Below are 15,461 nucleotides of genomic sequence, written 5' to 3'. Positions count from 1 at the left end.
CGCCGCCGCAACACGCAGTTGCTCGGGGCCGAAAATCCGATACGACTCTCACGTACCGCGGGAACAGCCTATTATCCCCCTGCCTACCGACTCTGAGCAGGCGGGGGTAACACATTTCAGCCTACTGCGGTGATGTTCCTCGACCGAATCGCGATCCACTTCTCCCCCAGGGCGGCCGCGCGTACCAGTGCGCCCCGCTCACCGAGGTAATCCGCCACGACGCCGACCACCGGAATCTTGCCGAGAATCTCGTACGGTTTTGTCCGCGACGGCCGCTTGTGCAACTCGTCGGTGATGGCGCGGAAAGTCTTCGACGTGCGCCACAAGGTCCCGATCAGGGCGAAGGGGCGCCAGGTCTCGTCGTTGCCACTGACTGACTTTTCGGCGAAATCCTCACCGGCGAGCAGATCTCGGGACTTGGTCTCACGCCGGCACAGCACCGACGCCAAGAGGTCCACTTGCTGATCCCGTTCGGTCACTCCGTGTTCACGGGCAACCGCAACGAGCACAACGGCCTGATTCGCGAAAGCCAGCAGGTCCTGGATCGGCAACCGATTGAGGAGGACGCCGAAGATGCCGGGGAACGCGACGGCAACGGTGTTGAGTGCACCCAACCTGGTCGTCCACCACTTCGAGCGCTGCTCGTCCGTCATCACCGACCACGCCGCCGTCCCGGGGAACTTGACGACATCGAGGACCCAAGCTGCAGCGTCCAACACCATCGCGGCAGCGTTTCGCTCAGGATCGGTCGGCTCGAAGGTCCGACGCTTGATACCGAGCGGATCGCTGTAGGCGAGGCCGAGAACCGGGTTGATCCCCCATACCGCTCGATCGAGAACCTCGACGACCTTGCGGTCCCCCAGTACATCAGCCATCAGGCAATCGCTCCTTCGCGTCGTGCATGTGTGGTGGTTCGTTCGCGTGCCGGACGTCCGATTCCCTCGGCGATGGCGCGCAGTTCTGCGACGGTCTTCTCGGACCCGTGTTCGGAACCCGCCATCCGCGAGATCGTCTCTTCCATCAGCGTTCCGCCGAGGTCGTTGGCTCCGCCGTTGAGCATCATCTGCGTTCCGGTGATGCCGAGTTTGACCCAGCTGGTCTGGATGTTGGGTATTCGGCCGTGCAGCATGATGCGTGCCAGCGCGTGCGCAGCGCGGTTGTCCCGATTGGTCGGCCCTGGTCGTGAAGCGCCTGCCAGGTACAGCGGCGCGCTCTGGTGCACGAACGGTAGAAGTACGAACTCCGTGAATCCGCCTGTGCGGTCCTGGATTCCGCGAAGAACATTCAGGTGCCCGACCCAGTGGTGCGGCTGATCGACGTGTCCGTACATCATCGTCGAACTCGACCGCAGTCCTACCTCGTGGGCCGTGGTGACCACTTCGATCCACTCCGCCGTCGGCAGTTTGCCCTTGGTGAGGATCCAGCGCACCTCGTCGTCGAGGATCTCCGCTGCCGTGCCGGGAATGGTGTCGAGGCCCGCCTCACGAAGAGCCGTCAGCCAATCCCTGATACTTTCACCGCTGCGCGATGCGCCGTTCACGATCTCCATCGGTGAGAACGCGTGGACGTGCATCGACGGCACGCGCTTCTTGACGGCCCGGACCAGGTCGGCGTAACCGGTGACGGGAAGTTCCGGATCGATACCGCCCTGCATGCACACCTCGGTAGCGCCGGCGACGTGCGCTTCCCACGCACGGTCGGCGACCTGGTCTGCCGACAGTGTGAAGGCGTCGGCATCGCCCTTGCGCTGCGCGAACGCACAGAACCGGCAGCCCGTGTAGCAGATGTTGGTGAAGTTGATGTTCCGGTTCACGACGTAGGTGACGTCCTCGCCGACGGCTTCCTTGCGCAGCGCATCCGCCAGCGCCACAACGGCTTCCAGGCCCGGTCCCTCTGCGGTGGCAAGGGCCAGGTATTCGTCGTCGGAGCATCCGGCGGGATCGCGTTCGGCGCTGCGCAGCGCAGCCAGCAGATCGGTGTCGACGCGAATCGGAGCACTGAGCTCGAGGACCTGTTCGCGCACGGTCTCCCAGTCGCCGAACGCACTGCCCAGGTCACTGCGGGTCTCGGTGTTGCGCCCGTCCGTGTCGATCTCCGTATTGAGATCCACACGTCCGCTCGATTCCCACGACTCGTCCGGCTCCTGCCACGGCCGACCCACCGGCTTGGTATCCGGCAAGGCGAGCCCGGTCTTGGGGTCCGCGAGCGCCTGAACGTGACCCGCAATGCGCGGATCGATCCACGGAGCCCCGGCCAGGACATACGCCGGCTGGGCCGCAGTGCGTTCGGTGAGGGTGAAGCCGCCCTCGGCGCTGATCTCGGCCAAGGTCTCGAGATTGGGCCACGGGCGCTCGGGGTTGACGTGATCGGGGGTCAGCGGTGATACCCCGCCCCAGTCGTCGACGCCTGCGCCGAGCAGCGCGAGGCACTCGCTGTTCGAGACGAGATTCGGCGGACTCTGAATCCGCATCGTGGGCCCGAGCAGTAGGCGCGCGACGGCGATGGCCGCGAGAAATTCGTCGAGTCCTGCGTCAGGGGTGTTGCGCATCGCGGTATCAGGCTTGGCCAGGAAGTTCTGAATGATCACTTCCTGGATGTGGCCGAACGCCTTCTGCGACTTGCGTATCGCCATGATCGACTCGGCGCGCTCGAGGAAGTTCTCCCCGATGCCCACGAGAATGCCGGTGGTGAACGGAATGTTCAGTCGGCCTGCGTCGGTCAGGGTGCGCAACCGAACCGCGGGGTCCTTGTCCGGGCTTCCGTAGTGGCATTCGCCCTTGTCGGTGAACAGCCGAGTTGCCGTCGTCTCGAGCATCATGCCCATCGACGGCGCGACGGGCTTGAGCCGTGAGAGTTCCTGCCAGCTCATCACACCGGGGTTCAGGTGTGGGAGCAGTCCGGTCTCCTCGAGCACCCGAATCGACATCGCTCGCACGTAGTCGAGGGTGGAATCGTAGCCACGTTCGTCCAGCCATTGCTTTGCTTCCGGCCAGCGAGCCTCGGGGCGATCCCCCAGCGTGAACAGGGCTTCCTTGCAGCCCAATTCGGCGCCTGCCCGGGCAATGTCCAGAACCTCGTCCGGCTCCAGGAACATGCCGTGCCCTTCGGCACGCAGTTTCCCCGGCACGGTGACGAAGGTGCAGTAGTGGCACTTGTCCTGGCACAGACGAGTGAGCGGAATGAAAACTTTCCGCGAGTACGTCACGGTGTTCGGCCGACCCGCTGCCAGCAGACCGGCGTCGCGAACCTTGGCCGCCGAGGAACACAGATCGGTCAGATCGGTTCCCCGTGCCTGCAGCAGCATTGCCGCCTCGTCGACATTCAGGGTCGCTCCGTCGCGTGCACGACGGAGGACTCGCCGCATCGCCGACGCTGACGGGCCGGGCGACGGACTGGACGAGGCGGACGCGGAAATACCTGGCATCGGAAGCATGGTGGGTTTGCCGGAGTCATCACCAGTTCGGTTCACCTAGCGATCATGCGCCATGTGAGACGACTAGTGCCACCCGGTGCCAGAACAAGGAGGCCTTACTGCCGCGATACCGCCTCGATCACGACGGCCGATAGTCGTCGTCGACCGAGACCTCGACGCGTTGATCCACCACGTCAGCCACTGGTGCGTCGAGTGGAATATCGGTCAGATCGGGTTCTTCGGGGGCGTTTGGATCTACGGGTGTCGATTGTTCGAGCGCATCTGATTCCGGAGCCTCCGGGTCGAATGTCGCATCTTGTTCGGTCATCACGTGCTCCCTTCGCGGTCGCCACACTCCACGATAGGGCCGATGTCGACAGATCGCCCCTCACTCGACCAAAGTAGTGCCCATGACTGCGCCGCAACCGCTGACCATGGCCGACCCACTATGGCGTCCCAGCACCAAAGCCCCGAGGCTGTGGGCAATCACGGCCTCACTGTTCTGGGTACCTGTCATCGTCGCCGAAATCGTCTGTGCCGTCTTGATACCCGGAATCCCGTCCTGGGTGGTCGGCACCGTATTCGCAGTCACCGTGCTCTTCGCTGCCACCTACATTCTGATGGTTCCGGCGTGGCGGTATCGCGTCCACCGATGGGAAATCAGTGACACCGCGGTGTACACACGCACCGGCTGGTTCACCCAGGAACGACGCATCGCACCGATCTCGCGCGTGCAGACCGTGGACACCGAGCGCGGACCGATCGACCGCATGTTGGGTCTGGCAACCGTGACTGTCACGACGGCGTCGTCGGCCGGGGCCGTGAAGATCTCCGCACTCGACCAGGAAATCGCCGACCGCACAGTGGCGCAACTGACGGAGATCGCGGGCACCAACGTGGGGGACGCAACATGAACGAGAAACAGTTGGGCGACCCGACCGCGATCGAGATCCCGGTCGAGGCGGAAACGGCGGCTGCCGAGGCAGCCGAAGAGGAGCAGCCCTGGCTCCGCCTCGACCGCCGCATGCTTCTGGTCCACCCCGTCAACGAAGTCGTCAAACTCCTCCCGGTCCTACTCGTCTCCGTCGTTCTCGGCAGCCAATCCGGAAACCACTGGTGGGGTCTCGGCGTCGTCACTCTGCTCGTCATCTTCGGCCTGTTGCGGTATTTCACCACCACGTACCGCATCGGGCCCGTTCACGTTCAACTGCGCACCGGGGTATTCCAGAAAAAGCTGCTCTCGGTCCCGCGTAGCCGCATCCGATCCGTCGACGTCGAGGCCGGGGTCATGCACCGACTGCTGGGGTTGTCGATCGTGCGCATCGGGACCGGCCAACGCGCTGGGAGCGGCCACGATTCGAACAAGTTCGAACTCAATGCCCTCTCGACCGCCCTGGTTCCGGACCTTCGTGCCGCGCTGCTGGCCGGCGCGCAACAGGCACGCAACCCTGAGGTCCCCGGCACTCCGGTCGAAAACATCGCCGAACCAATCGATACCGAGATCGGCCACTGGGAGCCGAGTTGGGTTCGCTATGCCCCCTTTTCGTTCACGGGAATCGCCATCATCGCGGCGATCATCGGCATCTCGTTCCAATACGGCATCGGCACTGCCGTCGCGAAGTCCTCGGCAGTCAGCGACAGCTTCGACTCCCTCGAGAGCCTCGGCATCGCGGTGATGGTCGTCATCGCACTCGCCGTGCTGCTGGTGCTGTCGAGTGCACTCGCCTGCGTTCAGTATCTGATCGCGTTCGGCAACATGAAGCTCACCGACAACGGCCGCATCCTGCACGTCAGTCACGGCTTGTTGAAGACCCGGCAGACCACACTCGACCGAGCCCGCCTGCGCGGCACGACGCTCAAAGAGCCGCTCCTGCTGCGTCTTGCCCGCGGCGCGCGCCTCGACGCCATCATGACGGGCGTGAGTGCCGAGAAGAAGGAATCTTCGCTGCTGCTCCCGCAGGGACCGCGCAAGGAGGCCGAGCGAGTGATGGCCACCGTGATCGGTGACTCACGCCAAGCGTCCGCTCCCCTGATGAATCACGGGCCGGCCGCGCGGCGTCGCCGGTACACCCGAGCGCTGTTTCTGGCGGCAGTGGCGTTCCTGGTCTGCGTGGCGTGCGCGGCATCGGGCCTCCACGTGCCGATCTATGCGTGGTTCGGAGTCGCTGTACTCGCGATCGGCGGCGCTGCCCTTGCGCACGACCGATACAACGGCCTCGGCCATGCAGTTCTGCCGGGGTGGTTGATCACCCGAAGCGGCTCGCTCGATCGCCAGCGTCACAGCCTCGAATCCGAAGGTGTCATCGGCTGGACGGTGCGCGAGACGTTCTTCCAACGTCGCGCAGGCGTGGCAACCGTCGTCGCCGCGACGCCCGCCGGCACCGGAAGCTACGAGGTGATCGATCTCCCCGCCGAGAATGCGTGGGCTTTGATCGAGGCCGTCACTCCGGGCGGAGGCGACGTCTGGGCAGGTCGTCGATGATGAGCCTCGCCAGCGAACCGAGACGCGATCGCTCCGGCTGGATGGTGGGAACACCGAGCAGTTCCAGCGGGGCGGCCGTCACCGGTCCGACGCAGTAGGTCGGTACCGGTCCGCGCATGGCTGCGACGAACCGCTCCAGTTCGCCCATTTCTTTTGCCGTGCTGAGCATCGAGGAGACGGCGGGGGCACTGGTGAAGGTCAGCGCGTCGATTGCGCCGGAACGAACCGCAGCAACCAGCGCGCGGACGGGCGACTGATCCGGCGGCCGGATCCACCGATAGACCGACACCGGAGTGACTATCGCGCCGGTATCGGCAAGGGAAGCGCTCAGATCCGTCAACGGCTCCCATTCGGTGATGGTGCCGTGCAACTGGACTGCGACGCGTAAGCCTGCCACTCCCTCACTCCCGAGGTGCGCCAGAACTTCCTCGGACGACTCACCCGAGGGGGACCACTCCTCACGCAATCCCGCGCCTCGAATGGCGCCCGTCGCCTTCGGGCCGCGGGCGATGATGCGTGTCCGGGCCAAAGCTCCGAGGAACTCGTCGGTCAAACCCCAGGAGGCGACGGCGTCGAGCCATCCGCGAAAGCCGATTCCGGTACTGATCACGACCAGATCCGGTGGATCGGCGATCAGTGCGGAGGTCTGGGTGCGCAGGTCTCGATCGTCCACTAACGGCAGGACATGGATCACCGGTGTCCGCACGATCTCTGCACCTCGACGCTCGAGGAGCGTCGCAAATTCTTCGGCACGCCGTTCTGCGGTCAAGGCGATCGTCGCGCCCGCCAGATCATGTTCAGCCACAGGCTGAGTGTCCCTTATGCACGGGTCAGTTTCCTACGCGCGCGCCGAGAACTATTGCGAACTGAGGGTGGCAAGCCTGTTGATCGCCACTTTGAAAAGGAAAACTGCGGCCGGAGCGATAGCACCGACCAAAAGCAAGAACGTCAGTGGGGACGACAGCACCAGCACGTCGCCGCCGGGGCCGCCCACCATGCACACCAAGAACCCGACGATCCAACCGGCGAGCGGCAATGCGGCTCTGCCCGGAGTCGTGACAGTGCGGGCCGCGATCACCAACACGAGGTTCGCGACTGCGGCTACGAGAATGCTGATGGGAAATGCCGTCGTACCGAGATGAGTCGGCAGGAACAGAACGGACAGCACCGCGCACAGGAATCCGTCGAAAATCAGGACGCCGAGGATGACAGGGTCGAGCCACGACAGCGACGTTCCTGTCGAGGCGTCCGTGTTCTTCTCGACCGTGATCATGGTTTTGATAGTGGTCTATCGGTCGCCATCGCGCGAGCGCGGGGTCCCCTCCCGACAAGCACCCCGGCTCGCGCCCGAAAAGAACGAAGACGATCAGGGAACCGGCGGGAACCCGAGCAGAGTCAGCAGATGACTCTGCTGATCTGCGAATGCGTAGAGCGACCCGTAATACAAGTCGTGGTAATAACCAGCCATCGGACGCAACGAATCGACAAAGGCGACGATCTGGTTCTGCAGGTCCCAGTTGTACATTTCTTCAGCCCCCAGGCTTTGCTGTTACCGAAAGGACCACCCATCCGGTGACACGCATCACACACCACTACGGCGTCGATCGCAATGCCTGTGAGCCGACGCCCAGGTCAGCTGTGCAGTCCGCCGAACAGATCGCTCTCGCGACCGTCCTCACCGACGGGACCGAGCGTGCCCGCCACCAACACGAAATGCTCGACCGTCAGGATCGGCTGGACCACGTTGTTCGACAATGCGAATTCGGCTCCGCTCGGGGATACCGTCACCTGAGTGGCATGGGCGCTCAATGCCCGCGCCTTCGCATCGACGACGCCGCGAACGTCGATTGCCGTCGTCACGTCTCCGTCATCGACGCTCGGCAATTCCGCGGGCTCGGGCAAGCGCCAGTTCGCCGGGAACTCGGAAATGGCCGCGATGCCACGCTCGAGTCCGCTGCGCTCGGTCACGGTCCAGTAGAACTTCGGGGTCGTCCACGGATCGCCGGCGTCGGGATACGCCGTCGTTCCTGCAGCTTCGACGGCCGCTGTGGTGATCGCGTGTGCCTGGATGTGGTCCGGGTGCCCGTAGCCGCCGTTGGGGTCGTACGTGATCACGACGTGCGGCCTGATCTCACGAATGACGGCGACCGCCGCGCCGACTGCCTCGTCGAGTCGAGCATTGACAAAAGCACGGGGATTCGCGGCCGACGGTGTGCCGATCATTCCGGAATCGCGATACCGACCGGCGCCGGCGAGGAATCGAGGAGCGGCACTGCCCAGTGCCGACAGCGCTGCGCTCAGTTCGGAAATCCGATAGCCGCCTAGTTGATCCGACTCGGCAGCCACGAGCCCCGCCCACGCGTCACCGATGACTTCGCCTTCCTCCCCCAACGTGCAGGTAAGGACCGTGACCTCGACGCCTTCGGCCGCGTAACGCGCGATGGTGCCTCCGGTGGTGATCGTTTCGTCGTCCGGATGTGCGTGTACCAACAGCAGTCGTTTCGCCGAGGTCGTCACTTTGCCACCCTCACCCAGTCCGTCGCGTTTCCGAATATCCCCACCTGCACCGGGCCGTCGAGCACGACGCCCTCGACTCCGGTCCCGACCGCGACCAGCGCTCGGCTCTGCACGATCGGCAAGACCGCCGCGAGGTCCCACAGCTTGGGCTCCGCGTCGGCGATCAACGATCCGAGATCCCCGACGCCGCTGAGCGCTTCGTCGATCCGACCTTGCAGCGCAGGATCGCAGAGCCCGGACAGGTTGCTCGGAGCCTCGACGCTTGTCGTGCGGACAGGCTCCGGAGACGGCGTCGGTGCGGGTACCGCCGAACTTGTTGCCGGAGTGGAAGGTGCGCTCGGGCAACTGAACCGCGATGCGAGTGAAGTGGCCGTGTCGGCGCCTGCCCGACTCCAACCGACAATCATGTCGACGCGTCCTGTCGTCAGGTCCTCGCCGTAGAGTTCCTCCGGCGGCACCGATTCGACAGTCGCGAGGATCCCCACGTCGCGCAGTTCGTCGGCCGCGGTGTTTGCCACGGCGATCGCGATGTCGTCGTTCTCGGGGGCACCGATCAGCAGGGTCAACTGAGCACCGTCCCGGACGATCGATCCGACTGTCCCAGTGCCCGTGACGATTCCGGTGGCCGGCGTCGTCAGGTAGCCGGCTGCAGTCAGCTCGCCCAGCGCCTGCTCTCGGGTCGGCTTCGGCGGCGCGGTGGGTGCGTATCCCGGATCCGACGGAGCGAGGATCTGAGCTTTCACCGGGGCCGACGCCGATTCACTCCCGGCCGCCACTACGGCGAGCAGGTCCGGATCGAGCAGTCCCAGAACACCTTTACGGACCCGAACGTCCGCGAAGTTCTTGCTGCGCCCGTTCACGTTGATGTCGAGAGTGCGCGGAACGTACGAGAATGCGGTACTGACACCCGGGATCGCAGACAGCTGAATATCCGTCGCACTACCCGAATGAACTTGCGCCACTTGAGCGTCGTCGGTGCGCAGGGCATCCGCCAACTGCGACGCCGTTCCGCCGCGTCGCAGAACTATCTGATCCGGGTCGGACGGCTTGCCCCAGAATCGGTCGTTGCGTTCGAGCACGATTTCGTCCCGGCCACGGTCGACAGAGCGCACGTGAAAGTGGGCTCCCGACACCGGAATCCCCTCGCTCAATCCGGTGCTGAAACCGCCGGGAGTGTCCTTGATCAGGTGGGACGGAAGAATATCGGTGAACAACTCTCGCCACGCCGGGTACGGTGCACGCATCACCACGTTGACCGCCTTGCCACCGCCGGACGAGTTCACGTCGTCGATCATCTGATAGCCCGCGGGGTTGACCACACCGGGAACCGAGATCATCTGCTGCCACAGGTAGCGAAAGTCCTCTGCCGCAATGGGAGCACCGTCCGACCACTGGGCTTCGTTGCGCAGTTGGTAGCGAATCGTGAACGGAGCCTCTGACGTCACTTCAGCCGAAACGAGAAAAGAATCGTCGATCGCCCACTCCGTCGCACCAGGTTGCGTCGGCGATTTGATCGGGCGAAACGCACTGGGCAGCACGAGATTACCGACTGCGGAGTTGACCGGCGACTGATCCGCGAGCAGGTGCGGGTTGAATCCGCCTCCTACCTCGTCGATTGCCACAGTGACCTGCTTCGTCGCCGGGACGACCGGAGTCGGTGTGGGCTTGACGGTTTCGGTGCTCTCGACCGGAGGCGGCGGATCGGCTGTACATGCAGTCAGCGACAACGCCGTCACTGCCACTGCCAACGCCAGGTAGCGACGTCCTGAGGCCACAGACAATTCCTTCCGTACGGGGCCGCGTCGCCCCTTCGCACTCGATTTCCGGGCAGCACTTTCGCCCGGAAACCATGAAGGCGAATGTACCTTTCCGCCGAAAACTCGGCCGAAAGGCACATCCGCCTGTCAGGTTGTAACCGACGAAAGACTACAGAGCAGCCTTGTCGCGAGACTTGCTGCGCGAACGCTCGCGAGCGCGCTCGGTTGCATTGAGATGCACCTTGCGGACGCGGACGTCCTCGGGGGTGACCTCGACGCACTCGTCGCCGGAGCAGAATTCCATGGCCGCTTCGAGCTCGAGCTTGATGGGCTTCGCGAGGGTCTCCATCACGTCTGCGGAAGACTGACGCATGTTGGTCAGCTTCTTCTCGCGGGTGACGTTGATGTCGAGGTCTTCCTGACGGGGGTTGATACCGACGACGTGACCCTCGTAGGTGTCTGCGCCGGGCTCGACGAAGAAGGTTCCGCGGTCAGCAAGCTGGATCATGGCGAACGGCGTCACTGTGCCGGAACGGTCCGACACGAGTGAACCGGTGTGGCGTGCACGAATCTCGCCGGCCCAGGGGCCGTAGCCGTCGAAGACGGCATTGGCGATGCCGGTACCGCGGGTATCCGTGAGGAATTCCGTACGGAAGCCGATAAGACCACGTGAAGGAACGATGAACTCCATACGAACCCAGCCTGCGCCGTGGTTCGACATCTGAACCATCTTGCCCTTGCGGTTGGCCAGAAGCTGAGTGATGGCACCGAGGTACTCCTCGGGGCTGTCGATGGTCAGCTCTTCGAAAGGCTCGTGGATCTTACCGTCGACAGTCTGGGTGACCACCTGCGGCTTTCCGACGGTCAGCTCGAAGCCTTCGCGACGCATCTGCTCGACGAGGATGGCGAGCGCGAGCTCTCCACGACCCTGGACCTCCCACGCATCGGGACGTCCGATGTCGAGGACCTTGAGCGAGACGTTACCGACCAGCTCCTGGTCCAGGCGAGCCTTGACCATGCGCGAGGTGAGCTTGTGACCCTTGACGCGGCCGACCAGCGGTGAGGTGTTGGTACCGATCGTGACCGAGATGGCCGGCTGATCGACGGTGATGCGAGGCAGCGCAACCGGGTTGTCGAGGTCGGCGAGCGTGTCGCCGATCATGATGTCCGGGAAACCTGCAACAGCGCAGATATCGCCGGCGAGCGCAACCTCGGCGGGAACACGCTCGACACCGATGGTGGTGAGCAGTTCGGTGATCTTGGTCTTGGTGATGACGGGCTCGCCGTCGACCTCTCGGCACCAGGACACGGTCTGACCCTTGCGCAGCTCGCCGTTGTGGATGCGAACCAGCGCGAGGCGACCGAGGAATGCCGACGCGTCGAGGTTGGTGACGTGAGCCTGGAGCGGTGCGTCGACCGTGCCCTTGGGGGCCGGGACGTACTCCATCAGAACCTGGAACAGAGCGGCGAGGTCTTCGGCGTCGGGAGCCTGACCGTTCTCGGGCTGCACCGTCGAAGCCTTGCCCTCGCGACCGGAGGCGTAGAGAACCGGCAGCCCGAGCGCAAGCTCGGCGGCCTCTGCAGCCTCGTCGGAGAGATCGGACGCGAGGTCCAGGAGCAAGTCCTGAGCCTCGGAGACAACCTCTTCGATGCGCGCGTCGGGGCGGTCCGTCTTGTTGACGACCAGGATGACGGGCAGCGAAGCGGCAAGCGCCTTGCGCAGCACGAAACGCGTCTGCGGAAGCGGGCCCTCGGACGCATCGACGAGCAGGACGACGCCGTCGACCATGGACAGACCGCGCTCGACCTCGCCACCGAAGTCAGCGTGGCCCGGGGTGTCGATGACGTTGATGACGGTGACCGAACCATCCTCGTTGCGCTTGTGCACCGAGGTGTTCTTCGCGAGGATCGTGATGCCCTTCTCGCGTTCGAGGTCGCCGGAGTCCATGACGCGATCGACCAGCTCGGCGCGCTCCTCGAACGCGCCGGACTGACGAAGCATGGCGTCGACGAGGGTGGTCTTGCCGTGGTCGACGTGTGCGACGATGGCAACGTTACGGAAGCTGGTGGTGGTCACGCGATGGCTCTCCTGGCTGAGTTGATTCGGCCACGCGAAAGTCAAGTCGCACGGCTCTTCTGGTGGCCGCTGCACGAGTGTGTGATCCGAATCAGGGCACGAATCGCCTGAATAGGCACCGCGGCCTAGTAAATACTACTCGCTCCGAGCGGATACTCCTGCATTGTGCGGCCTCTATCACCGCCCCCACCAGCCAATAGTGATTTGCACCACGCTGAAGCGGGTAGGATTACGACCTGGAGAAACAGGGTGTTTAAGGGTACGCTAACCTCGTTCCAAGAGCGGGCTCTCCGCCGTAGTGAAACAGGAAAGCCGCAGCGTCACATGGGAAAAATCAAGGCAAGCAAGGTCTCGAAGCTCAAGCCGAAAAAGAAGTGCTGCCGCAAGAAGACGCGGTGCATCAAGTGCCCCGTCGTCATCATGCGGATGAAGAAGCTCGAGAACGAGGGCGCATCCAAGAAGGAACTGAAAGCCGGTCTCAAGAAGGCCCGCGCGGCGTAAGCGCCCTCAACTCCTCGAGCAGTTCGGGGATCCAGGCCCGATCGTTGTCGACCAGATCCATCGACAACAGTTCTTCGGCGTCGACCCATGCCAACTGAGCATGGTCGAGCGCGACCGGTTCGCCGGACACCAACTCCGCCCGGTACGCCCGCAGGACCAACCCCGGCGACAATGGCACGTCGACGCCGATTCTGGCGCCGCACCGAACTTCGACCGCGAGTTCCTCGAGTAGCTCTCGCACCAACGCGTTCTGTGGTGGTTCGAACTCCTCGACCTTCCCGCCCGGCAGTTCCCAGCGGCCGGCCAACGCCGGCGGACTCGTCCGCTGCGCGAGGAGCAGCCTTCCCCCACGGAAGATCGCGCCGGCAACAACTTCGCGATCCCTTGCAGGCACATCACTCATCGCACCATGATGGAGTATGGCCACTTTGTTGTCCGACTCCGCAATCCAAAGCGCACTCGACGAACTGCCCGCTTGGCAGCTGTCCCCGGGCTCGATCACTCGCACCGTCGACTCCGCGACCTTCCCGGACGCGATCGCCCTTCTCCAACGCATCGCGGCCGTCGCCGAGGCCGCAGATCACCATCCCGACATCGATGTTCGATGGCGCAAGGTCACGTACACACTCTCGACACACTCGGCCGGCGGACTCACCGATCTGGACTTCGACCTGGCCCGTCGAATTGACGTACTTGTCGACGATTCGGTCCGTTTCGACTGATCTTCGAGTGAACAATCCTCGCAATCTGACGTAACAGTTGCATCAACTTTCACATAGATCACTTCAGTCACAGGTATGGTCGCCGTAAATCACGATCGAGGCCGGTCATGCCATAGACTCCCCCCGGTGCGTAGCTGCTCAGCAACTGAACAGCTGTACAACCCGGGGGCTCTGTACATAGAGTGACCCCTCGAGCCGTCAAACGCGGAGCTCGCCTAGGCGCCCGCGCGGTATGACTAAGGATGGGGAAACAGTGCTTCGAACCCGAGGTATGCGAAAGGCGTTCACCGCCGTCGCTATTGCCGCAGTAGCAGGACTGGCATTGCCGGCACAGGCAATGGCCGATCCGGCAGCACCGCCCGCACCCGAAAGTGTGCCGATCGAGTTCCTCGCCTCGTTTGCGCCCGCCATCATCGGTGCCGCTGCAGGCCCGGCTGACGTCGCCGGCGGCCCGCAGCAAGCGTTGCTCGACCAGGCTCGCGCGATCCTGAACTCCCCCGGCATTCCGCCCGAGATCAAAGCCACCCTCGAGAAGGTCATCACCTTCCTCGACGGCAGCGGCGGTGGCGGACCGGCAATCCCGGACGAGAACGCCCCCGTCATCGCGCAGTTCCTGTACCCGACACTGGGCAAGGGCTGCATCTCGGCAACCGCCGATTCGGTCGGAACCGCACTTGCTGTTCCCGGCCCGGCTCACCTGCCTCCTCCCGGCCCCGCTGCCGGTCAGGCCGGATTCGTCTTCACCGCTCTCGGTACGGCTCCCGCCGTCGACGACCAGCCGGTGCCGATGACCGTGACCTGGGTCAACATCGACAACCAGCGCAGCGCAACCCAGAACCTGACCAACGCCGCGCGCATCAACCCGGACGGCCCCGCCACTCTGTCGGCTATCGCCGATACAGGCCCCGGACGCGTCCTCTCGGTGATCAGCGGTTCGCTGACCACCCAGCCGGAAGGCGCAGACCGCATCACCTGCAGCTTCCTCCCGACCGTGGGCATGTTCGCGGTAGCTTGATCGAAGTCTCGTGAAAGGGACCCACCGAATTTCGGTGGGTCCCTTTTGCATCTCCGAGCACCGTGATAGACCCGATAGATGGGACATCTACGAGTGGACATCACGCATGGCCGTTCAGACCGGAAATCAAGCCCAGCCGACCAGTCGATACGGTCGCACAAGTCGACTCGATCGATACTGTCCATCCGATCCGAGGGGTCCATCCTGTCGATCGGATCGGCGTACTCGATACTGTCGATCGGTAGTGTCGGCTCTTTCCTTTCCATCGGAAGCATCGGATCTACGGCATCGGTCCTGAGTTCGGGCTCGTTCGTCAGTCTCGGGTCCGCGCTGTCCGGGCTGTCACGCTGGTCGTTGCTCTCCTGGCGTGGAAATCACGCAGCGCCCGAGCAACATCCGAAACTTGTTGTCATTGCGCCGGAATCGGATTCGAGCGATCCGGATCGCTCGCTGCGGTCCGTTTCGCACTCTCAGACCTGATTCGGTCGCGGCCAGTCGCGGCCTTCCAGGGCTTCGACCGAGGTATTGAATTGCCTGAGTAGATCACCGAGCGCAAGACGTTGCTCGGGCGTCCACTCGCGCAGGACCTTTTCGACGCCCGCTGTCGAATGTTCGCGATCAGCACGAAGTTTCAACAGCCCCTGCGCTGTCGGCCGGACCTTTCGCGCCAGGCCACCGTCCGGATCCTCCACCCGCTCCACCAAGCCCTGACGCCTGAGCGCGCCGATCTGCCGGTTTATGGTCGAGATGTCGAGCGAGAAAGCGCAGGAGAGCTCCTTGAGGCTCATGGGATGTTGCAATTCCAGTCGACCGAGCAGTAGATACGCCGACCGGTCCAGATGAAGTTCGGCCCGTTGAGCAAGCGCGTGGTAGCGCGAGAGCAGAGTCAACTCGTACTCGATATTCACCAGTTCGGGGTCCCGGTCCATCCTCATATTGTGCAGACTACACACGATGTGTAGCGTGCACACTGGGGCG

The 15,461-nt window shown here is 63.8% G+C and carries 17 protein-coding genes; 6 read left to right on the top strand and 11 right to left on the bottom strand.

From position 1 onward, the window contains the following. Positions 1 to 116: 116 nt before the first annotated feature. The 3 genes from ACFQ6Y_RS12400 to ACFQ6Y_RS12390 form a co-directional block, all read right to left on the bottom strand. A complete protein-coding gene (locus ACFQ6Y_RS12400; protein WP_378632547.1) occupies positions 117 to 875 on the bottom strand; it encodes a hypothetical protein in 759 nt (252 codons plus the stop codon). Then, entirely contained in the window at positions 875 to 3,433 is a 2,559-nt protein-coding gene (locus ACFQ6Y_RS12395; protein ID WP_378632881.1) for a bifunctional FO biosynthesis protein CofGH, read from the bottom strand. Before ACFQ6Y_RS12395 ends, ACFQ6Y_RS12400 begins: the two co-directional genes overlap by 1 nt. A gap of 118 nt (positions 3,434 to 3,551) precedes the next feature. Further along, entirely contained in the window at positions 3,552 to 3,740 is a 189-nt protein-coding gene (locus ACFQ6Y_RS12390) for a hypothetical protein (protein WP_283301526.1), read from the bottom strand. Positions 3,741 to 3,822: 82 nt separating this feature from the next. On the opposite strand from ACFQ6Y_RS12390, the gene ACFQ6Y_RS12385 reads away from it, so the two are divergent. Then, positions 3,823 to 4,326 carry a PH domain-containing protein gene (locus tag ACFQ6Y_RS12385; RefSeq protein WP_214885416.1) on the top strand — a complete coding sequence of 168 codons (504 nt, stop codon included), beginning with the start codon at positions 3,823 to 3,825 and terminating at the stop codon, positions 4,324 to 4,326. Further along, a complete protein-coding gene (locus ACFQ6Y_RS12380) occupies positions 4,323 to 5,894 on the top strand; it encodes a PH domain-containing protein (protein WP_378632543.1) in 1,572 nt (523 codons plus the stop codon). Before ACFQ6Y_RS12385 ends, ACFQ6Y_RS12380 begins: the two co-directional genes overlap by 4 nt. On the opposite strand, the gene ACFQ6Y_RS12375 is transcribed toward ACFQ6Y_RS12380, so the two are convergent. From ACFQ6Y_RS12375 to typA, 6 genes are all read right to left on the bottom strand, one after another. After that, positions 5,854 to 6,699: a uroporphyrinogen-III synthase gene (locus tag ACFQ6Y_RS12375; protein WP_378539217.1), complete on the bottom strand. Its 846-nt coding sequence runs from the start codon at positions 6,697 to 6,699 to the stop codon at positions 5,854 to 5,856. The genes ACFQ6Y_RS12380 and ACFQ6Y_RS12375 overlap by 41 nt on opposite strands. Positions 6,700 to 6,750: 51 nt before the next feature. Further along, the gene (locus ACFQ6Y_RS12370) at positions 6,751 to 7,167 is read right to left on the bottom strand and encodes a hypothetical protein (RefSeq protein ID WP_378632539.1); all 417 of its coding nucleotides are present in this window, start codon (positions 7,165 to 7,167) and stop codon (positions 6,751 to 6,753) included. 93 nt (positions 7,168 to 7,260) lie between these two features. Beyond that, complete coding sequence (locus ACFQ6Y_RS12365; protein ID WP_003945210.1) at positions 7,261 to 7,419, bottom strand: hypothetical protein; 159 nt, start codon at positions 7,417 to 7,419, stop codon at positions 7,261 to 7,263. Positions 7,420 to 7,526: 107 nt separating this feature from the next. After that, positions 7,527 to 8,411, bottom strand: a complete 885-nt coding sequence (mshB, locus tag ACFQ6Y_RS12360; RefSeq protein WP_378632536.1) for an N-acetyl-1-D-myo-inositol-2-amino-2-deoxy-alpha-D-glucopyranoside deacetylase — start codon at positions 8,409 to 8,411, stop codon at positions 7,527 to 7,529. Continuing rightward, positions 8,408 to 10,186 (bottom strand): ABC transporter family substrate-binding protein, encoded by a 1,779-nt coding sequence (locus ACFQ6Y_RS12355; RefSeq protein ID WP_378539220.1) that lies wholly within the window; start codon positions 10,184 to 10,186, stop codon positions 8,408 to 8,410. The genes mshB and ACFQ6Y_RS12355 overlap by 4 nt, the downstream gene beginning before the upstream one ends. A 151-nt stretch (positions 10,187 to 10,337) precedes the next feature. Continuing rightward, positions 10,338 to 12,245 (bottom strand): translational GTPase TypA, encoded by a 1,908-nt coding sequence (gene typA, locus ACFQ6Y_RS12350; protein ID WP_378449029.1) that lies wholly within the window; start codon positions 12,243 to 12,245, stop codon positions 10,338 to 10,340. Positions 12,246 to 12,569: 324 nt separating this feature from the next. Between typA and ACFQ6Y_RS12345 the strand changes: the two genes are divergently transcribed. Beyond that, on the top strand, positions 12,570 to 12,746 hold the full coding sequence (locus tag ACFQ6Y_RS12345) for a hypothetical protein (RefSeq protein WP_019744526.1): 177 nt from the start codon (positions 12,570 to 12,572) through the stop codon (positions 12,744 to 12,746). On the opposite strand, the gene ACFQ6Y_RS12340 is transcribed toward ACFQ6Y_RS12345, so the two are convergent. Beyond that, positions 12,724 to 13,149 (bottom strand): (deoxy)nucleoside triphosphate pyrophosphohydrolase, encoded by a 426-nt coding sequence (locus ACFQ6Y_RS12340; protein ID WP_378632532.1) that lies wholly within the window; start codon positions 13,147 to 13,149, stop codon positions 12,724 to 12,726. The genes ACFQ6Y_RS12345 and ACFQ6Y_RS12340 overlap by 23 nt on opposite strands. A 16-nt stretch (positions 13,150 to 13,165) precedes the next feature. Between ACFQ6Y_RS12340 and ACFQ6Y_RS12335 the strand changes: the two genes are divergently transcribed. From ACFQ6Y_RS12335 to ACFQ6Y_RS12325, 3 genes are all read left to right on the top strand, one after another. Next, positions 13,166 to 13,468, top strand: coding sequence for a 4a-hydroxytetrahydrobiopterin dehydratase (locus ACFQ6Y_RS12335; RefSeq protein WP_283301546.1), 303 nt, complete (start codon positions 13,166 to 13,168; stop codon positions 13,466 to 13,468). A 271-nt stretch (positions 13,469 to 13,739) separates the two neighbouring features. Then, positions 13,740 to 14,483 (top strand): hypothetical protein, encoded by a 744-nt coding sequence (locus tag ACFQ6Y_RS12330; protein WP_003945233.1) that lies wholly within the window; start codon positions 13,740 to 13,742, stop codon positions 14,481 to 14,483. A 78-nt stretch (positions 14,484 to 14,561) separates the two neighbouring features. Further along, positions 14,562 to 14,963, top strand: a complete 402-nt coding sequence (locus ACFQ6Y_RS12325; RefSeq protein WP_378539223.1) for a hypothetical protein — start codon at positions 14,562 to 14,564, stop codon at positions 14,961 to 14,963. Here ACFQ6Y_RS12325 and ACFQ6Y_RS12320 read toward each other — a convergent pair. Next, positions 14,954 to 15,412, bottom strand: a complete 459-nt coding sequence (locus ACFQ6Y_RS12320) for a MarR family winged helix-turn-helix transcriptional regulator (protein ID WP_378632528.1) — start codon at positions 15,410 to 15,412, stop codon at positions 14,954 to 14,956. The two genes, ACFQ6Y_RS12325 and ACFQ6Y_RS12320, sit on opposite strands and share 10 nt — an antisense overlap. Positions 15,413 to 15,461: the final 49 nt, after the last annotated feature.

The organism is Rhodococcus sp. NPDC056516, assembly GCF_042794655.1.
Classification (GTDB): Bacteria; Actinomycetota; Actinomycetes; order Mycobacteriales; family Mycobacteriaceae; genus Rhodococcus_F.
The sequence above is the reverse complement of the archived record's forward strand: the minus strand, read 5'-3'. Positions and strand labels throughout refer to the sequence as shown.

Coding starts and splice junctions, on each gene's coding strand:
- ACFQ6Y_RS12330 (WP_003945233.1), top strand. CDS start 13,740: ATGCGAAAGGCGTTCACCGCCGTCGCTATTGCCGCAGTAGCAGGACTG.
- ACFQ6Y_RS12340 (WP_378632532.1), bottom strand. CDS start 13,149: ATGAGTGATGTGCCTGCAAGGGATCGCGAAGTTGTTGCCGGCGCGATC.
- ACFQ6Y_RS12365 (WP_003945210.1), bottom strand. CDS start 7,419: ATGTACAACTGGGACCTGCAGAACCAGATCGTCGCCTTTGTCGATTCG.
- ACFQ6Y_RS12335 (WP_283301546.1), top strand. CDS start 13,166: ATGGCCACTTTGTTGTCCGACTCCGCAATCCAAAGCGCACTCGACGAA.
- ACFQ6Y_RS12400 (WP_378632547.1), bottom strand. CDS start 875: ATGGCTGATGTACTGGGGGACCGCAAGGTCGTCGAGGTTCTCGATCGA.
- ACFQ6Y_RS12385 (WP_214885416.1), top strand. CDS start 3,823: ATGACTGCGCCGCAACCGCTGACCATGGCCGACCCACTATGGCGTCCC.
- ACFQ6Y_RS12390 (WP_283301526.1), bottom strand. CDS start 3,740: ATGACCGAACAAGATGCGACATTCGACCCGGAGGCTCCGGAATCAGAT.
- ACFQ6Y_RS12370 (WP_378632539.1), bottom strand. CDS start 7,167: ATGATCACGGTCGAGAAGAACACGGACGCCTCGACAGGAACGTCGCTG.
- ACFQ6Y_RS12325 (WP_378539223.1), top strand. CDS start 14,562: ATGGGACATCTACGAGTGGACATCACGCATGGCCGTTCAGACCGGAAA.
- ACFQ6Y_RS12380 (WP_378632543.1), top strand. CDS start 4,323: ATGAACGAGAAACAGTTGGGCGACCCGACCGCGATCGAGATCCCGGTC.
- ACFQ6Y_RS12345 (WP_019744526.1), top strand. CDS start 12,570: ATGGGAAAAATCAAGGCAAGCAAGGTCTCGAAGCTCAAGCCGAAAAAG.
- ACFQ6Y_RS12395 (WP_378632881.1), bottom strand. CDS start 3,433: ATGCTTCCGATGCCAGGTATTTCCGCGTCCGCCTCGTCCAGTCCGTCG.
- ACFQ6Y_RS12320 (WP_378632528.1), bottom strand. CDS start 15,412: ATGGACCGGGACCCCGAACTGGTGAATATCGAGTACGAGTTGACTCTG.